Below are 26,037 nucleotides of genomic sequence, written 5' to 3'. Positions count from 1 at the left end.
GGGTCAGTTGGCTTTCGCTGAAAATCAGTAAATCTCAAAACTAAGCTATGGAAGGGCTCGCATGGTATAAGAATCATTAAAAAAATAGCAGATTTGTCCAAACTCCCCTATTTTATCCTTTTATATACCACTCATCGGCGATAGACATTTATCCTATTCTTTTGGACAAGAAGATCATTGAAACGCTACCCACTTAAATAATTTAGCTCTGTACTAACTCGTCGATGTAACTACATATAGCCTAGCACATTGAACTAACCAATCATACATGAAACCTATTCAACTTGCGTGCGAGAAAAGGTACCTGTTTTTAACGTCAAGCGCCGTAACTCAGAACTCCCATTTTCTTAACAGCGCTGTCACGATCCGTGACGGATGAACGCTCCTATTAGCCTCAGGCAACAACAAACTAATCAAAAACAATCAACCCTCAACTCAAACAATATGCTAAAACTAAAACCAAGCTCAGGAGCTTTTATAGCATTCATTATAGCCATATTATCTATGCTATACCCCTGTCGAACCATGGCACAGGGGAACCAAATTACCGTTAGCGGAACCGTAAGCGACACATCGGGTGTACTGCCTGGAGTCAGTGTAAAGGTTAAAGGAACATCGGTCGGTACGATGACTGACGCAGAGGGAAGGTACCGACTTTCATCGCCCTCTACAGCTACTCTTGAATTTACCAGCATTGGCTTCACGAGTCAGGAGATTCCGGTCAGGGGCAGGAATGTCATCAATGTTGCATTAAAAGCAGACCAACGGGCCCTCGATGAGGTAGTGGTTATCGGCTACGGTACTCAGAAAAAGGTCGATCTTACTTCTTCAATTGCTACAGTAGACACGAAAGACCTCTTGAAAGTACCGGGTGGCTTTCAAGCTGCCCTGCAAAGTACTGTTCCGGGAGTGCAGGTAAATGCCGGAACGATACGTATCAGGGGTGTAGGGTCGATTAATAATACTGATCCGTTATATGTTGTGGACGGGATGATCGGCGGCGCAGTACCAGACGACAATAATATTGCAAGTATCCAGATTTTGAAAGACGCAGCTTCCAGTGCTATTTATGGATCCCGCGGAGCCAATGGTGTTATTCTGATCACCACAAAACGCGGTACATCAGGACCTGTAAAAATTGACTATTTCGGGTATGGCGGCACAAAGACTATCGCGAATAATGTGGAAACACTTAACGGGCAGCAGCTGGCGGAGTTGATTAACGAAGAAATGTACAATCAGAATCCATCAAGAACAGATTACCTTCCTGCCTTATCTAATCCTGCCAACATCGGCGAGGGATATAACATGGTTGATGCCTTACTACGGACCGGATCCTACCAGAAACACAATCTATCTCTAAGCGGGGGCAGTGAAAATGCTAACTTCCGCATCAACGGCATCTATTCAACGGATAAGCCTATCCTGATTCGTGACAACTCGAAATCCTATGGCACACAGTTCATTTCAGATTTCACAAAGGGTAAACTGAAAGTTGGAGAAACCGTTTTGTTAAGTTTTAACAGCCGGACATGGAGTGACAAAAATCTTATCGACGCGCAGAGATGGTCTTCTACGTTACCGCTTTATGATCCCAACAGTACAACGGGTTTCGCCGGCGCTGGAAACGGAACCGACGTGGCGAGTGCTTTGGCAAATGCCTACCTTAATGAGAACAACAACGAAACCTTTTTCGCTAATGGTAACATTTGGGCATCTTATGAGTTTATACCTGGTCTTAAATACAAGTTCAATCTGGGACTGGACTTGAACCGGTCCAGAAATCAGGGCTATATCTCCGCATACTCTGTAGGTCAGTATCAGAACCATGACCCGGATGAGCTGAACATATCAAGTAACCAGAACAACAGGTGGCTTTTCGAGCATACTTTGTCATATGACAAAAGCGTAGGCAAGCATAACTTCAGTGCGTTAGCTGGTATCACTTCCGAAGAGTCGCGATTCAAATCAGTCAACGCGGGTGCCAGGGCTCTGCCAAGTCCAGACTTACTGATCCTTGGGTTGAGTACCATGTCTTCATCGAGAATAGTAGGATCAGGCATCGGGCAGTTTGCCATGTATTCCATGCTTGGACGCCTTAACTATAGTTACGACAGTAAATATCTGATGACGCTAAACTTCCGCCGGGACGGATCGGCAAACTTTAGTAAGGCCCACAGATACGGTAACTTCCCTTCCATCTCTGCTGGTTGGCGGGTAAGTCAGGAAAACTTCATGAAAGATGTTTCCTTCATCAATGACTTGAAGCTGAGAGGTAGTTATGGTTTACTTGGAAATTCAGACATAGCCCAGTATCAATATCAGAGAACAGTGAGCTTTGATCACGTGTGGTATTACCTGAACGATGTAATGGTAACAGGAGCACTTCCACTTACCCCCTCTAATCCGAACGTTAAATGGGAGAGTCAATATTCAACGGACCTGGGTGTAGACCTTTCCATGTTCGGCAATAGGTTATCCCTTACCGTGGATTACTATGACAAAAAAACGGAAGACATGCTGGTTAACGTTCCTATATCTTACGTAGCCGGTTACATTGACAACTTCCCGGTGTTAAATTCAGGAAGTCTGAGAAACCGGGGTTGGGATATGCTTGCAACCTACAGGAATACGATTCGAAACTTCAGCTATTCTGCCTCTGCGAACTTTTCGCTGGTAGACAATAAAGTGTTAAGCCTGGGAAATGATAACGAAATCTTGTTTGGTAATGTGAACCCTGGCGGGGAAAATGTCACCAGAACAGCAGTTGGTCAATCCATCGGAGAGTTCTGGGGATACGTTACCAACGGACTTTATACCACTCAGGAGCAGCTGCAGCAAGACATCGCGTTTGCCCCCCGGGCTGGTTTAGGCGACATCAGATTCAGTGACTTAAACGGTGATAATGTTTTGAATGATCGTGATAAAGCCTTTATCGGCAGTCCGATTCCTGACTTCAGCTACGGCTTCAATTTCGACGCAAGCTATGCAGCCAGGTTTGGAACTTTGGATTTCTCTATGATATGGCAGGGTGTTCAGGGCAACGAAATTTATAACAACAGCAAATATTGGGGTGAAGGGATGTATCACTATTATAACAACTTCGCAACGACACTTGATCGTTACAGGGCTGAAGAGGTTGTTTTCACCAACCCGGCATCCGGTGTAAAAACCGTTTATCCTAAGAATGTCAACACCAATGTTCCGAGAGCGATACTTGGCGATCCGAATCAAAACCTTCGTGCGTCAAGCCGCTTCATTGAGGACGGTTCTTATCTGAGACTGAAGTCACTAAACCTGGGTTACTCCCTTCCGGAAGACGTTACCAGAAGGCTGAAAGTTGATCGCCTGCGCATCTATGTGGGAGCTAAAAACCTGTTAACATTTACCAAGTACTCAGGATACGATCCAGAAGTTGGATCAGATGATGCGAGATATAACCTGAGCAGAGGTATCGATGCACAAAGACCCTGGGGACGTACTTTTCCTAATTCTAAAGAATTTTTCTTGGGAGCACAGTTCACATTTTAATTGACTAAAGATGAAAAACGTAGCAAAAATTGCATATATAACATCGCTTACCCTGGCGCTGTCGTCAGGTTGTAAGCCCGATTTGGAACTGGTTAATCCGCAAGAGCTTTCTACGGATACCTATTACCAAACCGCTGACCAGCTTGAGGCATCAGTTATTCCGGCTTATCAAGCGTTAGTTGGACGAGTTCAGGGCGGTTATGGCCGGTCTTTATATTATGAACTTCTTGCACCTGGTGATGACTTTGATCATACATTCAAATGGGAACCGATGTATCAGGATACCTACAATACCCCTGCGAGTGATGGAATGGCATCCGGAACATGGAAAGATCTCTGGAATGGTGTTTCTGCATCTAACCTGGCAATTGATAGGATAACAAATTTCACAGGCACTATTGATGATCAGCGTAAGAACAGACTGTTAGGCGAAGCGCACTTCTTGAGAGCTCTTCATTACATGCATCTTGCCGCGATGTTCGGTGAGACCGTTCCGCTGATAGACAAATCTATTTCGTCGGATGCAGACTATTATCCCGGCAATTCAACCAAAGGCCAGGTTTATGCGCTGATCATAAGCGACTTTGCCAAAGCAGCAGAACTTCTGCCAGTCAGAAGTGCACTTTATGCCAACTCAGCCCAAATAGGAAGGGCTACGAAAGGGGCTGCACAGGCCTACCTCGCGAGAGCGTATATGTACCGTCCGATTCTGGAAAGTGGCCAGCGCGCTGATTTCGCCAGCGCAGAAGCAGAGCTCAGGAAAGTCATTGAGAGTAACGAGTACAGGCTGGTTGATCATTTCAGGGATAACTTCTTGGAAACAACTGAGAACAACCCGGAGTCTGTATTTGAAGTCCAGATGCACAACGGTCCAGGTTGGTTAGGAGACGATATATCCAGCTCCTGGCGCTGGCAGGAAATTGGCATGTTTGATGGAACTGGTGGCGCCTGGTGGAACCTTGCACCGAACAAGAAAACCAATGATGAGTTTGAACCGGGAGATCCAAGAAAGTTTATGACTCTATGGTGTGAAAATGGAGCTTATTTTACCCAGCTGGATGGCAAAGTGACAAACTACCAGGACTGGATTAAAAACCTGGCTACCAACAAAGACCTCTTTGGCACCAGAAAATATTGTCCGGATGTACAAATTCCCGATTTTGACAATGGCAATAACGACCGCCTGTTAAGATACTCAGACGTTTACCTGATGTACGCAGAATGCCTGAACGAGAGAGGCGATGTTAGTGGTGCGAAAACGTACATTGATTTGGTAAGAAACCGGGCAAATAACGTCGTCCCGACAGAGCAGCCTCATCTATGGTATCAGCGCTCACGAGGTACGATTCCCAATGTCGACGGCCTGCTGGCAAAAGACACGACAATTAACGGGGTGAGGTTAAATACTATTAAGAATATTATTGCCCATGAGCGTTATGTAGAGTTTACCGGTGAATATCTTCGTTATTTCGACTTGCTTCGTTGGGGAAGTGCAGACCCTCAATGGCTGGAGCCTTTAAAGAGGTTAGGTTGGACCGAGAGGGCCACATACTATCCATTCCCTCAATCCGAACTGGATAATAACAAGAATTTGGTAGGCAATGCGATGAATAATTAGATTTGGATTAGACAATAAACAAAAGAAAGGAGCGTGCGTTGCACTCTCCTTTCTTTTTCACCACTGTCATGCTTGCTCACTCTGTCGGCTGCATCTTTCTTCGATTGGCTAAATACTCAGAGGGCACCATATTATATTTAGCCTTAAAAGACCTGGCAAAATAATTCGGCGTGGAAAACCCTACATGGTAAGCAATTTGTGCGATTGAAAGATCACTCTGCTCCAACAAAACAATTGCCTTTTCGAGCTTAACAGACCGGATGAATTCGACCGGACTCATACCGGTTGTTTCCAGGATCTTATTGTATAGCGATGCTCTGCTCATCGAAAGATTACGAGCCATTGCTTCGACCGAAAGCTGTGGATTATTGAGATTCTCTTCGATATATAAAAGGACCTTTTTAATGAGTTTCTCGTTCTCAGACTCTATTTCAGCAATTGTTGACGACACCCTAACCTGCTTCACATATGTTTCCTTTAATTTCTGGTTCAAAGTAAGGAGGTTTTTCAACTTAGCGTTCAAGACAGCAAAATTGAATGGCTTGGTCATGTAATCATTTGCTCCAGACTCAAGCCCTCTGATCTGCTCATCTTCACCGGTTGAAGCTGTCAAGAGAATAACGGGAATATGGCTCGTTCTCTTATCTGATTTTATCTTTCGGCTGAGCTCAATACCATTCATCTCCGGCATATTAACATCGCACACTATAATATCGGGATGCAGCGACAAGGCTCTTTGCCAACCTTCCTTTCCGTTGGCTGCCTCATGAATTTTATATAACAATTTAAGGTTGTCCTTGATATAGAATCGGAAATCATCATCGTCTTCAATGATAAGCACGGAGGTACCGGCCTCCGGAGACCGCTGCTTGTCTTCTTGATGAATGGTGTCCGATTCTTCCAATGACCTGTTCGATGGAGACCGCTTCTCATGAATGGGTCCGAGACCCGGATCCAGTAACGTAAACGGAATGGAAACATGGAAGCTACTTCCCCTTCCCACCTCACTTTCCAACGCCACGGTTCCTCCATGCATTCTGACAAACTCTTTTACGATAGAGAGACCAATGCCGGTTCCCTGATTAATGACTGATGTGCCAGGATCATGCTGGATGAAACGTTCAAAAATCTTATCCTGGGCTTCGGTGGGAACGCCGATCCCGGAATCAGATACCGTCATATTTAACATCATCCTGCCCGCAGGTGACTCCAGTTCGGACGCTGATATTTTCAATGCTATATCACCTCCTTCCTGAGTAAATTTGAATGCGTTTGAAAGAAGGTTAAACAGGATTCTTTCTATTTTATCATGATCGAAACTCACCAATGCATTCGCGATATCAGATGAGAAAGTAAACGATATATTTTTCCTCGCGGCAACATCTCCGAACGAGTCAGCAACATCCTTGATGAAGGTAACAATATCCCCTCCCGCAAGATGGAGCCGCAACTCTTGCTCTTCCATCTTTCTAAAATCCAGCAACTGATTAACCAGATTCATCAGGCGGCGCCCGTTACGTTTGACCATGCTTAATTGACTTAAATACGCAGGCTCTTCAATTTTCTCAATCAGTGTTTCAACAGGCCCTACAATGAGAGATAATGGCGTTCTAAATTCATGACTTAGATTCGTTAGAAACTTGATTTTCATCAGATCCATCTGGTGAAGGTGTTCAGCATGCCGACGCTCCTGTTCTATAAGTTGCCTGGCTGCAATGCGTTCTTTCTCCAGGGCGAACTTCGCCTTTAACCTTTTGATTCCACGGTGTCGGATCCAAAAGATAAGACCAAGTATGCTAACGATGTAAAACAGATAAGCATAGGCGGTACGCCAAAATGGTGGAGAAACGTGGATAATTACAGAGCGCCCCTCTCGGTTCCAGACACCATCGTTATTGCTGGCTCTGACTTCGAAAATATACTTTCCCGGGTCGAGATTAGTATAATAGGCAGTATGTTCCTTTCCCGCCTGAATCCAGTCTCTATCAACGCCTTTCAGACGATACTCATACTTATTTTGTTCGGAAATGGTATAATTTAAGGCAACGAAACTAAGCGAAAAATTATCTTTATGCTTAAGATCTATTTGCTCGGAAAGCAATATTGATTGCTTTATAGGTCCATCTTCTGAAGGTGTCACCGCTGCGTTGTTCACCCTTAAGTCTGTGAGAACGACAGAGGGAACATTACGATTCATTCTAAGCATTGAAGGATCGAAGTAGTTAAATCCTTCCTGACCGCCAAAGAACACGGTTCCGTCAGGCAAACAAATGCCTGCTCCGAGTACAAACGGACTGTTCTGAAGTCCGTTATGATGTGTATAATTTTTAAATACCTTAGTTACAGGGTCGAAACTACTGATCCCGTTATTGGTGCTCACCCAAATTTTCCCGTTTTTATCTTCAACAATCTTCTGAACCGCGTCGTTTGCAAGTCCATCTTTTTCTGAATAACTAATAAATTGATTCGTTCTCCGATCTAACCGGCTAAGTCCTCCACCATAAGTCCCGACCCAGACATTGCCCTTTTTATCCTCGTGAATGGTCGTGATGTAATTCGTTGGCAACCCACTCTTCTCTCTTGTATAGAAACGAAACTTCTTTGTCAGTGGGTTCCACACGGATATACCTCCTCCAAAAGAGCCTATCCACATGTTTCCGGCTCTATCGGTTGTGAGTGCCCTGATAACGGGGTGTGAAGGATGGTTTACGTCTTCAGCATTCAGCGGATTGTTCAGCAACTTCTCCATATAGCCGGTGGTGGGATTATAGAGGTTAATACCTCCTCCATTCGTGCCTATCCATACAAAACCATCTTTATCCTCACGAATACAAAAAACATCACTGAAGTTAAGATCTCCAGGGCCATCACCCTTAATATAATGCCTACGCTTGCCAGTCGCAAGATCAATAACATGTACCCCGTCCAAAAATGTTCCGACCCATAACCTCTTATCTTTGGTAATTTCGAGGGCCAATACTGACAACGCATTATTTCTTCTGTTAGGGATATCTGGTAGAATAGAGAAATGCGAAACACTGCCGCTTAACGGATTAAATATATCGACTCCGCCACCATCTGTACCCACAAAAATGCCCTTGCCAGGATAATCAACAAATGATGTTACTACAGGGGCACTCAGGCCTTCAGCATCGAACGGATTACTTTCAACACGTTTAAATCTTGTAAAGTTGGGATCGTACTTACTAACGCCGCCCTGAAAGGTACCTACCCAGCTGATCCCGTTTTCATCGAAGCATATTGACCGTATTGACTTCGCCTTCAGGCTATTTTCGTCGCGGCGGTTTGCACGATACTTATATACCCGGCCGCTGTCAATACTAACCAGGTTTAATCCTTCCTCAGTCCCTAGCCATACAAGCCCATTTTGGGCGACTTTCACAGCATAAATAATATCGCTGCTAATTCCAGTCGAGTTATTATCACCCTTTTTCAGCGTTCTAATCCGTTTCCCCTGCGGCCCGAGAACATGTAATCCTCCTTGAGTCCCGACAAGGATATTTCCATTTCTATCCTCACTAAGGGACAGGACAAAGGCTGAAAATTGAGTCGCAGGGCCATTTTCTGAATATAAAAGCCTGGTAAAACTATCGCTGGTCCTATTGTAACGATATAACCCTGCGTCAGTTCCAACCCACATCGTCTTCCTGGAATCCCTGAATACGGAAATGATGGTATTTGTATTCAATTTGCCCCGCTTGTTGCTGTATTGATAAATGCTTTTGATCTTGCGGGTTTTCCGGTCTACCACATACAAACCACTGTAAGACGCAATCCAGATATTGCCCCTGTCATCTTCAGAAACTGAATTAGCTGCAACTCCAACAGTTAATTGGTTGTACTTGCTTAATTCGATAAATTCATCCCTGTTCCGGTCATAGATACTGACCGAGCCACCGTTAGTTGCAATCCACAAGGAACCATCAGAATCTTCGAACATGGATGTAACATGGTTTGCGGGCAACGACACCGCATTACCATTTATATGTCTGTATACCTTAAAGGTTGTACCATCAAAACGGTTAAGACCATCTTCTGTTGCGATCCAAAGGAAACCGAATCGGTCTTTATGTATGGCAAACACGGTGTTAGAGGAGAGACCATCCCTGGAGGTAAATGTAGTAAAGCTAAGATCCGGTCTTTCCCCAAACAGTTGAACAGATAAAATCAAACCCAAGACCAATAGGCTGGTTCTTTTTAAAAACAGTTTATTCCACATGTAGAGGTGTTATCGATATAATTGGTTTATATAAAGTTAAACATCCTCATACAGAACCCAAAAGGTCTGTTGGAATAAATTTGTTATTTATTAGCTCTCTTCTGGCGAAATTGCCTCATACAAGAGATCGTTTGAAATGGCTGGGGGATTTTGATCATCCCCCAACCATTTCTTAGTTTCCTTGAAATGCTTCCAGCACGCCGATGTATGCAGGTTTTCTTTGATAGCCTGCATTGACGGTACTGCCTGAAGTGAACCTGGTCCATAACCCAACCGGCTCATTTGGCCGCCAGCTATCTCCGGATGCCCGATCATGTGGGCTTCTGAAAGTGATTCCTGCCCGTTGGGCGGCAGGAATCGCACTGTTATATGCTTTAACAAACCACTTATACATTTCAGCTTGCTCCTGGTATAAAGCTGGCGTAGCCTGCGGTGTAGCCCCCCCCGTACCAATATCTAATGCAGATATTTTAATCAGCTTTCCTGTACCGGCCAGGCCTTGAAGCATTGTCTCCACCTTCGTCTTGTCTTGGCCAACGTTGAGTGCCAATTCCGTAGCTATGCCATCAACTTGAGCTCCTTTTTCCTCTGTGTAGACGATAAAATCCTTTAAGCCCTGAATTTTGCTGGGGTTGTCTACCAGGTTGGTTTCTGTGAAGAATATCTTAGCATCCGCATTGGCATATTGTTTCACCATACCGACAGCTATAGCGCCATAATCTTTACCTAGGTAATCTTGCCAATAGAAGGTGTTCGCAGGTGGCGTGCCGGTTGCAGGACCACTCCTCAATTGTGATGGATTAGCTTCATCCATGGGTTGATAGACAACACTCCAGGATTTCACTTTGTCTTTACCCGATCCGGCAATTGCCTTTATCCATTTATCCAGTTCTGCAGTGATAATTGTTTTCTTCTCGGCCGGTGTTTTAACAATGGTTTCGCCTGGGGTTTCCCATTTGAAGGTGAGGTTGTCTAACAGGTAATCGGCAGAACCTGTTTGAGAGCCAATAGTAACGATGAAAGTCGTTAACTCTTTTTGTTGCTCTGTCAAATTCAGGTTCGCAAGAGGCAGGACGATCGTTCCACGTCCCCAAACATTATCAGCTACTCCAAATGAAGAAGGGCCACCGTAGCCGGTAAGTGCCGGATCACCTAAGGAAGAAGTTATAGCTAGTCGCATCCCTGAGCCGAACAAACCAAAGCTGCCACCACCTTTAAAATCTATCGTCGCAGATTTATACTGTCCAAGGGTCCTTCCTGCCGGTAACGTAACAGTAAACTGAGGAAAAGCGGTTCCGGTGGTTTTCAAAACCCGTAACGCATTACCACTTTTACCGTCTGGATCCGCCACGACTTTTGCTGACGCGCCGCTGTTTGTAGTGGGATATGCTGTCCCGATGGCATCGTTGTCAAAGTTTACCAAAACATCAGAACCTGATTGACCAGGAAGAGTAACATTAGCTATTAAACCTCTCATATAGGCATCCCGTTGCTTCTCATGCCACACCAGGTGCCCCGCATGAATAGGCATCGCTGCCGACATATTGGCTTCCAGGGCACTGCTAAAATTGGTTGTCACTGGAGTATTGTCTGCTACGAAATCCATGTGGTTCAATCTGGTTAAGTTAACCTCATCAAAATGACTTTGCATCAATCGGTACAAAGGACTGTTACTGGTAACCTCATTCAGATCGAGCTCGACACCTAATTTGAAATTAGGTTGGTCACTATAGTTGATATAGGTTTTCAACTCCTTGTAGGCATCACGGACTTCCTGATCAATTAAGCTCTGAGGTTTATCAATGGTAAACTCCCGGTTTTCAAAGCTAGAACAAGCAACAAAGATGGAAGACATCGCTATGCATATCGTAATCCCACCAGTCCATTTTCTAATCATATTCATAATTTCTTTCGTTTATGTGATTATTGAATCACTGGTGTAAACAATTCATGTTTCACTGCACGGTCGCGCATTACCAAAGTATCTTTAGTCGCGATGTTACCACTTATAACACGCGTACTGGTTCCACTGCCAACTGTTACCCCCGCATAGCTCACCTGATAATCAAGATAGAGTGCATCGCGGTCTGTGTCGCCCCAACTCTTTTTGTCGCCTTTCTTTACAAAAGAACCGGTTCCCGTGGCGGTGAAAAGTGGAGAGTTTGGACTGCTTGAGATAGTACACTTCCCTGCGTTATCAAACGATAATAATAATGTACATGAAAAATTATCGCCCTGATCTTTAAAAACTACGGGGAAATCTATTTGCGTAAACGACTTCGTAGACAACATATTCACCTCATCATTTTCCACATAACGAGCATGTCTGGAAACATTACGGGTTGCAGTCCCATTAGTCATTACATCAACGCCCCTTCTGAGGTAATACCCGTGCCATTGGTTAACAAACTTTATTGCATAGAGAACAAAATCCTTGCGCTCTAAAATAGAATCTGCGTTCTGCACGCTTTCCATCTTTAGAGGAAGAACATATGTGTTTTTTATTGCCAAAGGATCCTCAAAAAAGGCATCAGTTAATTGCACCTGAACTCCGCCCAGAATATTGCGCTTGGGAATTATGATTTGATTGGAAGCCAAGCTGTAATAGTTGGAAGGCAACATCTGTATTTTACCGCCATTGCCTGAAAAATGCAAGTTGGCTAGAAGTGAACCATCAATATTGAAATTAATAGCCACATCATTCTTGTTTTCTCGTGTACCGCCAAGTGTAGCTTTGACTTCGAACTTATGCTCGTTATCCAGGGAATTGTCTATAAACAAATCCTCTCCCAGGACTATGGTACGTACAGGGTACTGGTAAGCAAAGTAGACCGACTGATGATCAAAATCAGGATGATCAATATCGCTATTCTTCATACATCCCGTTACAGTGCTCAAAGCAACTGCCAATCCAATAAATATCTTATACTTTTTCATTTTAAATCTATAAGTTAAATCACCTTGATGACTACCAACCCTGGTTTTGCATTAGCTTATTGTATTTCAAAACTTCAGAGTTAGGAACTGGTCCATAAATCATGTAATCTTGAAACACCCGCTCCTGTACTGTTATCGGAGTAAACACATTGCCATTGACGTCCATACCACGGGCTGTTTCATTCAATTTCGTCTGGCTTTCTTTCCAGCGGCGCAGGTCCCAGAAACGGAATCCTTCAAAAGAAAGCTCCAGGCGACGCTCATTTTTAATCAATTCCCGCATTTTTGCTTTATCACCAGCACACTCTTCCAGATATGCATGGTTGTTGGCTATTCCTACTGATGCCCGGGTACGGATTGCCTTAACAATGTCGTATGCCGAGAACACATTTGGGCCGGTACCCTTAGGCCCCCAGGCTTCGTTAGCCGCTTCAGCATAATTTAAGAACATCTCTGTATAACGAATACGCGGGGTATACCGGTTTCTTCCTGTTACAGATCCTGGAGTCAAGTTCACGTCCCAACGGAGCGTTTTTCTCATATAGTAACCGGTAAGTGTTGATGTATTCCTCACGTTGATTCCATCTGCAGAGCCCGAACGGCTTCCTGTTCTCAAACTGGTAAGATCTGGATGCCCGTCATACATAATATAAGCACGGAGTCTCACATCCCTGTTCGCATAAGGGCTGTTTGCATTGTAGGTGCTGCTACCATGATCAATAGGATACCCGTTAGCCATAGGGAAAGCCTCTACCAGATTTTCTGTAGGGTTAATCAACCCGTTGCCGAACAAGCTTGGAGGGAAGTTATCTGTCTCCCTGGCAGAAACCGTATTCTGACGGACTTCACGCCAGATAATTTCTGACGGATTGTTTCCTAATGATAGACCATCGATTTCAGTCCGGTTATCGTAAAATGTATAGCCGTTAGCTGGTAGCGAATTTGGACCACCCTTATATTGGATGATAGCTGCAGCGGCATTTGCCGCCTGTTCCCACGTTGCCGGGTTGGTTGCATGCTGAAACGCAGGACTAGCAGCAAGTAAAGCTGTCCTCGCCCTGAAGGATTTGGCGATCAAACCGTTAAACAACTGTCTGAACTTTTCGCCCATCGCCTGATTATAGATTTCAGGGATTTGAGTAATAGACATATATTGTGTCGGAATCTGGTTAACGGAGGTGATTTGCCTATACTCAACAGGAAGATAATACTCAGCACTGTCGAGATCCTTGTAGATTTGCTTTACGCATGCATCGAATGTAGCGCGCGGCTGATTAAAGTCTGCTGATGTAGGTTCCTGAAACTCGGTGATGATTGGCACTCCCATCAGTTGCCCATCTGATGTTACACCCGCATGGTTTCGTAACAAATTATACATATGCAGGGCTCGTAAACCGAATGCTTCACCTCTCATCCTAAAATTCAACAGCTTGTTGGCTGAAGAATCATTCGCCCACTTAACCTTGTTGGAATGCTCTAAAAACTGGTTAACGTACAGGATGCCAGCGTACGACTGGTTCCAAACACTAAGCGAAGGATTTGTAGGTGTCCAGGAGCCTGTAGCTAATTGGCTGAAGGCATTTGCACGAACATTCGCAACAGCATCGTCCGTTGCCAAATCACTATTGTTGTAATAGGCCGGGATTAATCGGTAGGATTGTAAAACGAAACCCTGGGCGAATATCGGATCAGTATACATATTCTCCTCCGACCGGATATTTTGCAGATCCGCATCTAAGAGCTTCTTACAACCACTAAAGGTTAAAATAATCAGCCCGAGCATTATCAATTTTATCTTCATGATCTCTTTCGTTATTGTCGTTTAAAAAGTGGCCTTGATCCCAAGATTGTAGAAGCGGGTCTGGGGAGCAGTTCCAATATTAGTTTCCATTAATTTACGTTCGTTCGATAGAACCAGCAGATCGTCTCCAGTCACATAAACACTTAATCCATGGATGAATGAAGCATTACTCAAGGCAGTTTGATTGAAATCATAAGTGATCTGAACTCTGCGAAGGTCGAATCGATTGTTCTTAAACATCCAATAAGTTGAATTCCGGAAATTGTTCGTTGTACTATTGGTGCTTAGGCGAGGGTAAGTCGCCGTTGCAGCTGTCTCTGGAGTCCAGCGACCCAAGACAACCTCAGAATATTTACCAGATCCGGTAACCCAATATTCTGAGCTGTTTTTGAAACCGATAGCTCCTACTTGCCCTGAGCCGAGAGCAAGGAGGCTAACGTTTTTCCATTTAAGGGTCAGGTTTAACCCATAGTTAAACGGCGATGCACCAAAGCCATTTTTTCCCAGGTCAACTTCATCACGGTTATCAATGATATTGTCTCCATTGACATCCCGGTACTTAATATCGCCGGGTTTAACCGTGCCACCAAACGTTTGTCTGGCGTGGTTGTCGATTTCTGTCTGGTCTTGAAACAGACCTTCGGCGATATAACCCCAATAGGCATCTAGAGGCCTTCCTGTGCGATTTTGGTATCCGTTTTCATAAACCTCATCGCGCTTAGTTACCTCAGAATCATAAAACATTCCAACGAAACCAAGTGAATATTTGAATTTTCCAACGTTGTTGGTATAACTTGCCGAAAAATCAATACCAGTACGCCTTTCATTGTTGAAATTAATCCAGGGCTGAAAAGAACCGTTCCCGGTAAAGTAAGATGGATAAATGGTTGCCGTGCCCTGCGATAATAGGCCATTGGTGTTTTGACGGAAATAATTTACATTCAGGTTGAAAGCTCGGTTGAAAAGCGTGGCATCTAAACCAGCCCTGAGTTCTTCCCGGTCGACAAAGGTTAGCTTAGGATTTGCACCGCCCGCAGCAAGAACATAATCTCCGGCAGATGTTCCATCCTGCCATTGAACCCAACTAGTTGATGTGTAGTTTCCCTCGTACAGATAATAATCCGTAGTTGCCGTAGTAATATCCAGATCTTGTTTTAGGGACGAATAAGTAGCGCTAATCTTCAAGTCGTCAATAAAAGAAGCTCCATTTTTGAAGAAATCTTCTTCACTAATACGCCATCCCAATGTAGCAGCAGGAGACAAAGCACTTCGGTTGCCCTTTGGTAATTTTGCTGAATGGATGACGGCACCCGTTAAATCAACATAGTACTTATGCCTGTAATTGTATGACGCCTGGATGCCGACATTGGTATTTCTTATTGGTTGGTAATCACTACCTCCATCGGTGTCAGGGTCGCTTGATATCCGTGTCATATAACCCCACCCTACCAAAGCGCCGCTAACGTTGTGCTTCTCATTAAAGGTACGTTTATAGTTAAACTGCGGATTTAGGGATATCGTCTGGTTATACAATGATGTACCTATAAATTCATTTGTGCTGATTTGGTCAACTCCAAACTGTTGCAGATTGGTGATGATCTCTTTACCATCAATTGTTTCCCAAGTTGGTTGATAGGTGGCGTAAGGCACAGAGTATCCCTCGGTATATCTTGACGTATAGTCCAGGCTAAACCGGGTACTAAACGTTAATCCTTGCGTAACTCCGCCCAGATCAGCCTCTGCACCAACATTGAACATAAACGTGCGCTGTCTGTTCTTGATATATCCTGAAGCCAGTATCTGTGACAATTCATTGGTCTGTCGGTTTGACAAACCACCTAAAAGATATTGCCCATCAATAAGCTGATTACTGTTATTGACAATCGCCTGTAACTGGGGGTTGTCTGGATCCAGCTTGTCGATAGGGATCAGATAAGAAAACCACTCGTCGTTTGGACGCAGAGTTGCCGCTGCTCCGAAGAAATTTCCCCTGGCAGAATAGTTGTTATCTACACGCACGACTGCATCTGTCGTCGCTTTGAGCCATCGCGTGATGTTCATGTCGACATTCGTCCGGAGATTGAAATTCATATCGTTATTATTCTTGGAATCACCTAATCTCAACAGGCTATTATTGTAGCCTAGTCCGATGTTCGAATAATAAGTGGCATCTTCATTACCGCCGGAAATTTCCGCATTAACATCTGTGCGATAGCTTACCTTTCTCAGATATTCAGAAGACAATAAATTGAGATCTGGGTAACGGAAAGGGTTCGTGCCGAGTTGGGTATTATACAATTCCTCAGCAGTAAATCTCTCCGGCAGACCGTCATTACGCAGAGCCTCATTGTAAAGGGTCATATACTCACCTGAATTAAGGTAATTTGCATAGCCTTTAGGAACCATCAATCCACCATTGGCGCGCACGTCAACGGTAAGAGGCTTAGCTGATCCCCTTTTTGTTGTAATGAGCACTGCGCCTTTCGAAGCACGGCTACCGTACAAAGCAACACTACTTGCATCCTTCAAGACAGTGATGGATTCTACTTCAACCATATTCACGTCGAACGACCTGCGCGGAATTCCATCTACAAGGATTAATGGACTTTGTCCCCATACATTCCCATTATATCCCGACACAAAACTTTGAAGATTGTCTAAACTCCCCCTGCCATAACTGGTCTTCATGATTTCCGCCACATTAACGCTGGATATCGCGCCCAGGGCATCTCGTCTGGCGACTTTTCCGAAGGCAACATTAACCAGACTGTCTTTATTGATATTGGGAAGGCTATCTATGGATCCTTGCGCTTGTGTTCCCAGAGCACTTAAAGAAATGGCCAAAAGAATACAATAAGATTTTATATTTTTTTTCTTCATTTTGTATGTTTTAAAGATTACCAACCTGGATTCTGTTTAAATCCCTCGTAGATATTAACATCCGCTACCGGGAATGGAAACCAATAATGGCGGCTGGTAAAATTTCTCTGAAGTAATACTGTTTCCCTAAAATTTTGAACACGAGCATTTTTGGGATCAGCATAAACCTGCGCATTTGCAGTTACCCGATCAAATTGAACAGCCGTTTTAAGTGTATAAGGCAACTTGTCAATTAACTTCCAGCGACGCAGATCCACAAACCGGTGTCCCTCATATGCCAGTTCCACGGCGCGTTCCCTTCTGTATTCCTCTCTAAACATGTCCTGAGAAGCTGTGAATTTCTCTGCTACATGCCCGACTTCCAGACCTGGCCTGTCTCTTACAAAGTTCACTGCGTCAACCGCAGTTTTGCTATAGCCCGGAGCTTTTCCCTGAGGTGAATTATAACCTTCTGAGGCAGCCTCAGCATACATCAGATACATGTCAGATAGGCGTAGGAAACTTAGTAAAAACACATTATTATCCCCATTATAAGGATCCCAGTCGTTCAATAATTTGTTAGTGAACTTCGAAAGCATGTAGCCTGTGAACGCTGCGCTCGGCCCATCCGCCACTCTCATATGTCCGTTTGTAAACAAGCTGGCGTACTGTCTGAACTCGTTATTACCTACATTGCCCGCATTCGTTACGGCTTTCTCGCCATCGAACATGATGTCATGATAAAAGCGGGGATCGCGGTTTCTCCATGGATATTGAGGGTCCCAACCCGATTCCGCATCTGCCTGAGTAGGAACTGGAATAGGAAGGCCATTCTTCATTCCGTAATAATTGATGTAATTTGCAGTGGGGTAAACCTTTAGACCTGTGCTTTTGATAGTTTGAGGACGATAATCATTAATCTGATTCCAGCGAAATCTCGTGGGTTCCAAAGGATTCTCCTGGAAGATGGCCTCAACGTACCTGTGACCATTTACAACAGGTGCACCTGGCGAAAGATTAGACTTGGCGTAAGTGTAGAATATCTCACTATAGTTGGAGAATGGCACTAGTTCGTATCTTTTTGTAGCTTCAATAATTGTCAAGGCTTCTCCGAAAACATCCGCAGCCTGTTTACAATATTCTGCATTGTATCCGTTAACACCCGTCGATTCCTCGTTCATCAGGGGACTTCCTGCTAGTAGAAGATTTTTTCCCAGAAAGCCGAGAGCCATGATTTTATTGATACGACGGTCATTATTACCCTGTGTGGCCCTGCCTGCAGGAATCTGGTCCCAATCCAAGGGTAACAGATCCGCTGCCTTTCTTAGATCCGCAGATACTTTGTCAGCCGTTTGCTGATAGTTCAGACGCTGAATCCGCGGAGCCTGATCAGCTGGGAGCACAACATCAACATAAGGAAGACCTCCCCAGTATTGCATCAACATGAAATGAAACCAGCCACGGAAGAAATATAGTTGTCCTTCGATTAACTGCTTCTCCTCAGCTGTAGCGTCAACCAGTAACTCCAGGTTATCCAAACCGATATTTGCCTTCCTGATCCCGTACCATGCCAGGCCGTACAGTCTACCTTTATCACCTCTATTTGTATTATTGGCATTACCTCCTGTGTTAAACCAGGAACCAAATATGGAATTGTTCCATCCCCAAAAATCTCCCCTGTCGATTCTGTACCCCAGTAATCTGTCATCATTCGTTTGCCACAATTCATCTTCTCCAAAATTCCAGCTGTTGTGTGAGGTTGATCCCGTAGCTATAGGTACAGCGTTATACAATTCCTCAGTAAATCCCTGGAAATTTCGATAATTCTTAAATGCTTCCGCATCATCAATAGAGGTTGCAGGAGCCGCATCGAGATACTTTCTGCACGAACTCATGCCCATGCTAATAACCGCTATCGTCAGAGACAATAATATCAGTCTGTTATATTTTTTCATCTTAGTTATCTTAAAATGTTAGATCTATACCTAGATTGTAACGTCTTGTACTCGGGTAAGCTCCCTGGAGTGAAGCACCGCCACTGGCAAAGTTTGACTCACGATCATCGGGCAACTTGGTCCATACCCATAAGTTGTTTCCGTTAACGTAGAGCCTGAAAGCCTTCACGCCCATTCTCGCGACTGCCTTTCCACTGAAGGTGTAAGCCACCTCGGCATTTCGCAGGCGTATGTATGATCCGTCATATTGATAGCGTGTACCCGCACCGCCACTAGGTAAGGCACCCCAGCGAGGAAGAGGCACATCACCCCCGGCTTCTTTCGACCAGTAGATGCCTTCCACATAAGCCGTATTAGAGGCAGAATAGGTATCGAAAGTCGGGAATGTTACGTTACGGGTTACATTATTTACCGCGTAGAACTGAGCGAAGACGCTTAAGCCTTTCCAGTCAAAACCGAATGAAGCATTATAGGTATTCTGAGGCGAACCAGAATATTGGTACGGAGCTGAATCGAAATCATCAATAATGCCATCAGCATTGAAATCGATAATATTATAGTCCCCCGGAAGCTTAAATGCATCGTTCGTATTTCGTTGCGTGCTGCCATATACATCGTCCCATGACCGCAAATAGCCATATTCCATATGTGAGCGTACCTGTCCTAGTTGCCAACCGGCCTGCTTTTGATAATCTGGAAGCAGCTCACCGTCGTCACGGGATAGAACGGTATTAACTGCGCGGGTCATATTTGTATTGAGCCACGCTCGCATGTTATTATTCAACTTAAAGTTGAAGCGTAAATCCAACTCAAATCCTTTCCCTTCAACACTACCGATATTGGCATTCGGTGCAGCTTGCCCGAAATAGCTTGGAATAGCCCGTGAATTTCCGGCAATAATAATGTCGGTTCTCAAATCCTTAAATACATCCAAACTTCCTCCCAGTATGCCGTTGAATAACTCAAAATCTACTGCGATATTCCGCTTTTCAACATTTTCCCAGGCGATGTTCGGATTACCTAACTGTGTCATCCTGTAAAATGTATAAGGCGAATTTTGTGCCAGTGTACCCATTGGCGCATTCCCTGAAAAATCCCACAGATCTCTATAGAGATATCGGTTATCAAACTCGTTCCAACCGAGCCGATCACTACCTATTTTACCCCATGATCCGCGTAGCTTAAGTGAATTGACAAAGTTCAATTTTTCCATGAACCGTTCTTTACTGATCACCCAGCCTGCAGAGACCGATGGAAAGAATGCGAAACGATAGTCAGGACCAAATTGCTCTGATCCGTTATAAGCACCGTTGGCCTCGAACAAATATTTAGAATCAAAGGCATAGGTTGTGCGGAAAACCCAGTCTTCTCTGTACTTGGGAAAGACACTCCCTCTCGCAATCTGTTCACGCATAAAGAGTCCCATCAAACCAAGGTCGTGCTTCGAGAAACTGCGATCATAGTTCAACTGGCCGGAATAATTTTTCCTGCGGTACGTTTGACCCTTATCAACTGACCCAGCTTCTGTTACCCAGTTCTGGCGCCCGAAATAATCCAATCCGGTGTTAGGATTGGTCACCTGTGTATAAGTGACCTGCCCGTTTATCGGGTTGATATATTTTCGTTGGGTTGCAGCCGGATCCCTGATGCCTCGGTCAATCTCTAGGAAAGTATTGTCAAAAGAATAATTCAGCCTCAAACTCAGGCCCGGCGTGATCATTTTAAGGTCCTGATTAAGGATAAAATCAGTAGTTAACTGGGTATTAGTATTTTGCTCATACCCGGCAGTTGCCAGGTTAGCAACTGAATTAGGCACGTCAAAGGCCAGGGGAAACTCACCAAAGGTTCCGTCTGAATACACAGGACGTACGGCGTCCGGAGCAGACCTGTAAGCAGCTGTCCAGGGGAAAGTTGCAGAATAATTATTATTCGACGGCTGATCCCAGGGAAACTGACGAACACCATTCGATCCGAAAATCTTGGTAGCAAATTTGGTTGTTTTCGTTACATTGAAATCGAGGTTACTGCGAAAGTTGATCCGGTCATAACCATAACCTGAAGAGTAACCCCGGTTGTTTTCAAAGGTCTTGAATATATCTCCCTCACGAACATAGTCAGCAGATGCGAAGTACTTAACCGACTTCGTTCCACCAGACACGCTTGCATTGGCGCCATAAGACATGGCATAGTCAGCGATCAGTTCCTTTTCCCAATCAACGTTGGGATAACGATCCCATTCTGCATCGTTAGCAGGAAAACGATATTTCAAGAGAACTTCTTCCGGTGTAAAGTTCGATGGCCAAATGTTAAGATCTGTAGACAACTCCCTTTCTGAAACTCTATTCTTAAGAGATAGTGCGTCATAAGAATCATATTTCCGCGGCAACCGGGAAACAGTTTTTACCGTCGAATTTAATCGTCCTTTAACCACGGCCCTTCCTTCAGCACCCGTTTTTGTAGTGATGAGGATAACACCGTTTGCGCCTTTAACCCCGAATACAGCAGTAGCTGACGCATCTTTTAGCACCGAAATACTCTCTACTGAAGCAATATCAACAGTACCTATAGGTCGTTCAATACCATCGACGAGGATCAAAGGAGAACTGTTATTCCAGGTAGTCTGAGCACGGATGAGGATTTCCGGGTCTTCCCCCCCAGGCATACCTGTGGATGACGTCGTGACTACTCCCGGCAAATTTCCCGTTAGGGCCATACCCAGGTTAGTAACGCCACCGGTACGTTCCAATACTTTCCCACTTGTTTGTGTTATGGCGCCTACAAGTGTTTCTTTCTTCTGCTGACCGTACCCTACAATCACAACCTGCTCCAACTCCGAAGTTTGATCCTTCATAGATACAGTTACTGTGGTTTTTCCATTGATGTCAACTTCTTGAGTAGCCATCCCTAGATAAGAGATAACCAGAAATCTCGCTTCTGCTGGAACGTTAATTGCGAATGCACCGTTCACATCGCTCACTGCCCTTTGCGTCCCATCTTTAACAGCAACTCCAGCTCCTATAACAGGTTGCTGTTGCTGATCTAGTATCTTTCCTCTCACTACCCGACTCTGTTGACCGAAGACGACACTCATTGTGAAAAAAAATAGAATTGCAAAGCCCAGTTTTAATGTTCGCCCTTGGGTACTTTGCTTAACATGTGCGACATTACAGGATAAGTTAGTTTTTTCCATTATTTAATTTCTAAATACCATTGGATGAGTTAGGTTCGTTTTCTTGCATTAAGCCCGGAGAATTCAATACAGGAAATAGCATGCGTAAGAGAATGCAGACATTCTTTGATGAATTAAGAGATTTGTTCATACGTGAGGTTTAATTATGGTGGTTTGGTTAGTACGTGCTCATTAAGTCGGAATATAAAGCCGAGATATACTGTATGGAATGAGTATGCCAAATGCCGGGATTATCCGCTTCTTAATGGGGAAATGCAAGTGGAGACACGTTCAGAAAATACGGTCGATGGTTTTGGTTGTAAAAGTTTCAGCATATAATAGTAATTAATTGTTTTGTACAAGTCCACCAAAAGAATCGGTGTGTTTCCTCATCATTTGGCTTAGTTTTATTAGTCAGTTTAACGTCTATGGATATTTCTTTCCTTCGACAGTTTGAGTTTAAAGGTAGGCTCAGGGATGTTTCTCAAATAGCACATTTGTGCATATTCATATCTTATATGTTCATGAAATCAAGCTCGCAGCCACCTACGGTCTGAATCCATCTTCTTTGTGTAGTTTTCTTAAATTACTTTTCGAAAGAAAAGATCAGCAATCCGCTTCTTTCCCACCATCACCGTGCAGGACTTCCTATTCATAGGCACAAGGTGGTCCATATTAAACGTCGGCGATAGCTTGATACCGGCACAAACAAGTTGGCTTAAAGGATTGGAATCTTGTTGCAGAACTAACGCAAATGCGGGAAGGATTCGCGGCTTTTTTTAAAAGAAGTCAGTCGATACCGACGTAACTCATCCCACACGACCGGACATTTCTATGGTCAAAGGCAAAATGCGCCAGCGAAACTATTGGAGTCCTTAACCGCTTTTAGCGACTGGATCAAGGTCCGATGCAAAAGATTGGCTGTTATACTTGGAAAGTTTAGGCTTTAAAATCTCACGACAAGCTCTGTGGCCTGGCAAGACTTTAAAGTTACTTCAGATAGGAGAATCTATCAATGCATCAGCAAAGTCCTTTAACGCCAGGAAAAAGCATTCTGAAGCCAGTTTAGAGGAGTGAGAAGCACCAGGTTCTTTAAGTACCCCCTTACAGAACTTGATGCTCAAAAAAACATCAGTCCACAAGTTTTCGACTTGGTCCTATAGTAGTGTATGCAATAGTGAAGGTAGTCTTAAAAAAAGCCCTGTAACTGTTAAATTACAGGGCTTTATTGTTGTTAATCGTACCCAGCGCCGGAGTCGAACCGGCACGGTTTCCCACAGGTGTTTGAGACCAGCGCGTCTACCAATTCCGCCAGCTGGGCATTCCTTCGTTAACGGGATGCAAATCTATTCAATACACCCCAGATTTACAACAAAAAAACGGAATATTTTTAGCGACCTGATATTCAGCAATGTAACTAGTTGAGCACATATTTAAAGATATCGTTACCTAAGACAAATACCATTAAAGCAACGATAATAACAAAACCTACTAGTTGAGCACGCTCCATGAATTTATCGCTTAGTGGGCTTCCCTTCACCATCTCAATAATCAGAAAAACTGCATGACCACCATCCAAAGCAGGAATAGGCAATAAGTTCATCAATGCTAAAGCCATAGAAAGCAGTCCTACAAGCGTCCAGAACTTCAACCAGTTTACCTCTGCGCCAAACATATTGGCTATACCTACAGGTCCTGTGAATGCTTTCTGGGCCTTAACCTGGCCGGTAACGACTTTACCTATCCCCTTGGCATTGTCCGTGAACATACCCCAGGCCTTTGAAGCGCCTATCGGTAAAGAAGCCCATAAGCCATGATTAAGACTTTCCGTTGGAACATTCATATTAAGTGAAACACCGATAGTTCCGTCCTCACCGACGACAGGCATCAACGTCACTACCTGGCTATTTCGGTAGACATTCACGTTAATCTTATTGTTCTTTTTAGCCATCAACTGCTGCTGGAATTCATCAAAATAAGTGATCTGCTTTCCGTTTACACTCAATATGCTATCTCCTTTTTCGAAACCCGCCGCGGCAGCCTTACTGCCTGGCAATACCTCCGCCACACTGCTGATTGATGTTCTTGGCTGCACAAACTCTGTAACACCATGATCGGCAACTTCATCAAGAATATTTCCAGGTACATGGATATCCTTCGATTCTCCGTTTCTGTTAATGGTCAGTGTGCCTCCACCCATCAACACCTTTGAACTGGTTATTTCGTCAAACCTGACAACCTTGGTTCCATTAACAGCAACGATCCGGTCTCCTGTCTCAATCCCAATGGCTTTACCCACCTTTCCTGGGACAACGCCGCTAACAAGCTTCTCATTTGGAATATAAGTCTCGCCCATTTTGAAAGTAAGCATCCAGAAGATAAACATCCCCAGAACGATATTCACGGCCACTCCTCCTAACATTACAATCAGGCGTTGCCAAGCTGGTTTTGACCGAAATTCCCATGGCTGCGGTGGACCAGCAAGCTGCTCTGTATCCATAGATTCATCAATCATGCCTGCGATCTTCACATAACCACCCAATGGCAGCCATCCCATTCCATATTCACACCCTTTATATTTAAAACTAAAAAGTTTAAATCCCCAGGCGTCAAAGAACAAGTAAAATTTCTCAACCTTTATACCGAAAGCACGCGCTGCAAAAAAATGGCCTGCCTCGTGTAGTATAATCAATATTGATAGGCCCAGCAAAAGCTGGCCGGTCATAACCAATCCATCCATAGTACTTATAAAATCTATTAGAATAATTCTTTAATAATTTGTTACCAATTGACTGGCAAACTTCCTCGTTTCAGTATCCGTCTCGATGAAATCCTCCAGATTCGGATCACGAATATAGGAAACTTCGCTCATACACTTTTCGATGATGTCACTCATCTCCAGAAAGCCTAACCGATCATCCAGGAATGCCTGGACAACGATTTCATTTGCAGCATTAAGCACACAAGGGCTATTGCCCCCCTTTTCCATTGCGTCAAAAGCAAATTGCAGGTTGCGAAAAGTCCGGCGGTCAGGCTGCTCGAACGTCATTTCAGTATGTTTCAAGAAATCAAAACGTGGAAAACTGTTTAATATTCTGTCTGGATATCCCAGTGCATATTGAATTGGAAGTTTCATATCAGGTAAACCCATCTGCGCTTTCATAGAACCATCCTCAAATTGAGCGATTGAATGAATGATCGACTGAGGATGAACAATCACATCGATCTGTGCAGGTTTCAAGTCAAAAAGCCATTTAGCCTCTATTACTTCCAGTCCTTTATTCATCAGAGAAGCCGAGTCAATGGTAATTTTCGCTCCCATCACCCAATTCGGATGCTGGAGAGCCTGGCCTTTCGTTACAGTTGATAGAAATTCTTTACTTTTCCCTCTAAATGGCCCACCTGACGCTGTAAGGTAAATTTTCTCCACCTTATTGCCTTGCTCACCTTGCAAACATTGAAATATAGCTGAGTGCTCAGAGTCCACGGGGAAAATAGAAACTTTATGCTTCTTGGCCAGTGCATTCACCAGCTCGCCCGCTACAACCATTGTCTCCTTGTTTGCCAGGGCAATATCCTTTCCAGCCTTAATTGCAGCTATAGTAGGTCGCAGTCCACAAAATCCAACAACAGCAGTTAACACCACATCGATCGACGGAAGCTGTACTACTTCTGTCAACGCTTTTTCACCGGCAAACACTTCAATACCTAAATCTTCAAGAGCCGAACGAACTTCTGCATGCTGCCGTTCGTCACCTATTACCACTTGTAGGGGCTTAAACTCTCGCGCCTGCTCAATAAGTAGCCGGCCATTATTTCCGGCAGTCAATACCGAAATCTTAAACCGATCAGGATTATCCCTGATCACTTCAAGAGCCTGAGTACCGATGCTACCAGAAGATCCTAATATTGCTATATGTTTCAATT

11 protein-coding genes and 1 tRNA gene are annotated in these 26,037 nt (G+C 44.2%); 2 read left to right on the top strand and 10 right to left on the bottom strand.

What is annotated here, in order from left to right; translation table 11 throughout:
- Positions 1–444 precede the first annotated feature (444 nt).
- Together ACKI5J_RS19460 and ACKI5J_RS19455 are read left to right on the top strand one after the other, a co-directional pair.
- The gene (locus tag ACKI5J_RS19460; RefSeq protein WP_407431537.1) at positions 445–3,531 is read left to right on the top strand and encodes a SusC/RagA family TonB-linked outer membrane protein; all 3,087 of its coding nucleotides are present in this window, start codon (positions 445–447) and stop codon (positions 3,529–3,531) included.
- A gap of 10 nt (positions 3,532–3,541) precedes the next feature.
- On the top strand, positions 3,542–5,149 hold the full coding sequence (locus ACKI5J_RS19455; protein ID WP_407431535.1) for a RagB/SusD family nutrient uptake outer membrane protein: 1,608 nt from the start codon (positions 3,542–3,544) through the stop codon (positions 5,147–5,149).
- A gap of 76 nt (positions 5,150–5,225) precedes the next feature.
- Here the strand turns inward: ACKI5J_RS19455 and ACKI5J_RS19450 are convergent, their stop codons facing one another.
- The 10 genes from ACKI5J_RS19450 to ACKI5J_RS19405 form a co-directional block, all read right to left on the bottom strand.
- Positions 5,226–9,389 (bottom strand): two-component regulator propeller domain-containing protein, encoded by a 4,164-nt coding sequence (locus ACKI5J_RS19450; protein ID WP_407431533.1) that lies wholly within the window; start codon positions 9,387–9,389, stop codon positions 5,226–5,228.
- Positions 9,390–9,561: 172 nt separating this feature from the next.
- A complete protein-coding gene (locus ACKI5J_RS19445) occupies positions 9,562–11,292 on the bottom strand; it encodes an endo-1,4-beta-xylanase (protein WP_407431531.1) in 1,731 nt (576 codons plus the stop codon).
- Between the two features lie 20 nt (positions 11,293–11,312).
- Complete coding sequence (locus ACKI5J_RS19440; RefSeq protein WP_407431529.1) at positions 11,313–12,326, bottom strand: DUF5627 domain-containing protein; 1,014 nt, start codon at positions 12,324–12,326, stop codon at positions 11,313–11,315.
- A gap of 31 nt (positions 12,327–12,357) precedes the next feature.
- Complete coding sequence (locus tag ACKI5J_RS19435) at positions 12,358–14,127, bottom strand: RagB/SusD family nutrient uptake outer membrane protein (RefSeq protein WP_407431527.1); 1,770 nt, start codon at positions 14,125–14,127, stop codon at positions 12,358–12,360.
- A 21-nt stretch (positions 14,128–14,148) separates the two neighbouring features.
- The gene (locus tag ACKI5J_RS19430) at positions 14,149–17,007 is read right to left on the bottom strand and encodes a SusC/RagA family TonB-linked outer membrane protein (RefSeq protein WP_407431525.1); all 2,859 of its coding nucleotides are present in this window, start codon (positions 17,005–17,007) and stop codon (positions 14,149–14,151) included.
- A 17-nt stretch (positions 17,008–17,024) separates the two neighbouring features.
- A complete protein-coding gene (locus ACKI5J_RS19425) occupies positions 17,025–18,941 on the bottom strand; it encodes a RagB/SusD family nutrient uptake outer membrane protein (RefSeq protein WP_407431523.1) in 1,917 nt (638 codons plus the stop codon).
- Between the two features lie 10 nt (positions 18,942–18,951).
- Positions 18,952–22,032, bottom strand: a complete 3,081-nt coding sequence (locus tag ACKI5J_RS19420) for a SusC/RagA family TonB-linked outer membrane protein (RefSeq protein ID WP_407431521.1) — start codon at positions 22,030–22,032, stop codon at positions 18,952–18,954.
- A gap of 1,319 nt (positions 22,033–23,351) precedes the next feature.
- Positions 23,352–23,431 (bottom strand) — tRNA-Leu (locus tag ACKI5J_RS19415).
- Between the two features lie 96 nt (positions 23,432–23,527).
- Complete coding sequence (rseP, locus tag ACKI5J_RS19410) at positions 23,528–24,850, bottom strand: RIP metalloprotease RseP (RefSeq protein WP_407431519.1); 1,323 nt, start codon at positions 24,848–24,850, stop codon at positions 23,528–23,530.
- A 30-nt stretch (positions 24,851–24,880) separates the two neighbouring features.
- On the bottom strand, positions 24,881–26,035 hold the full coding sequence (locus tag ACKI5J_RS19405; RefSeq protein ID WP_407431517.1) for a 1-deoxy-D-xylulose-5-phosphate reductoisomerase: 1,155 nt from the start codon (positions 26,033–26,035) through the stop codon (positions 24,881–24,883).
- Positions 26,036–26,037 lie beyond the last annotated feature (2 nt).

The sequence above is a fragment of the Arcticibacter sp. genome, from assembly GCF_045629565.1.
GTDB lineage: Bacteria > Bacteroidota > Bacteroidia > Sphingobacteriales > Sphingobacteriaceae > Arcticibacter.
This window is presented reverse-complemented; position numbering and strand designations above follow the sequence as displayed.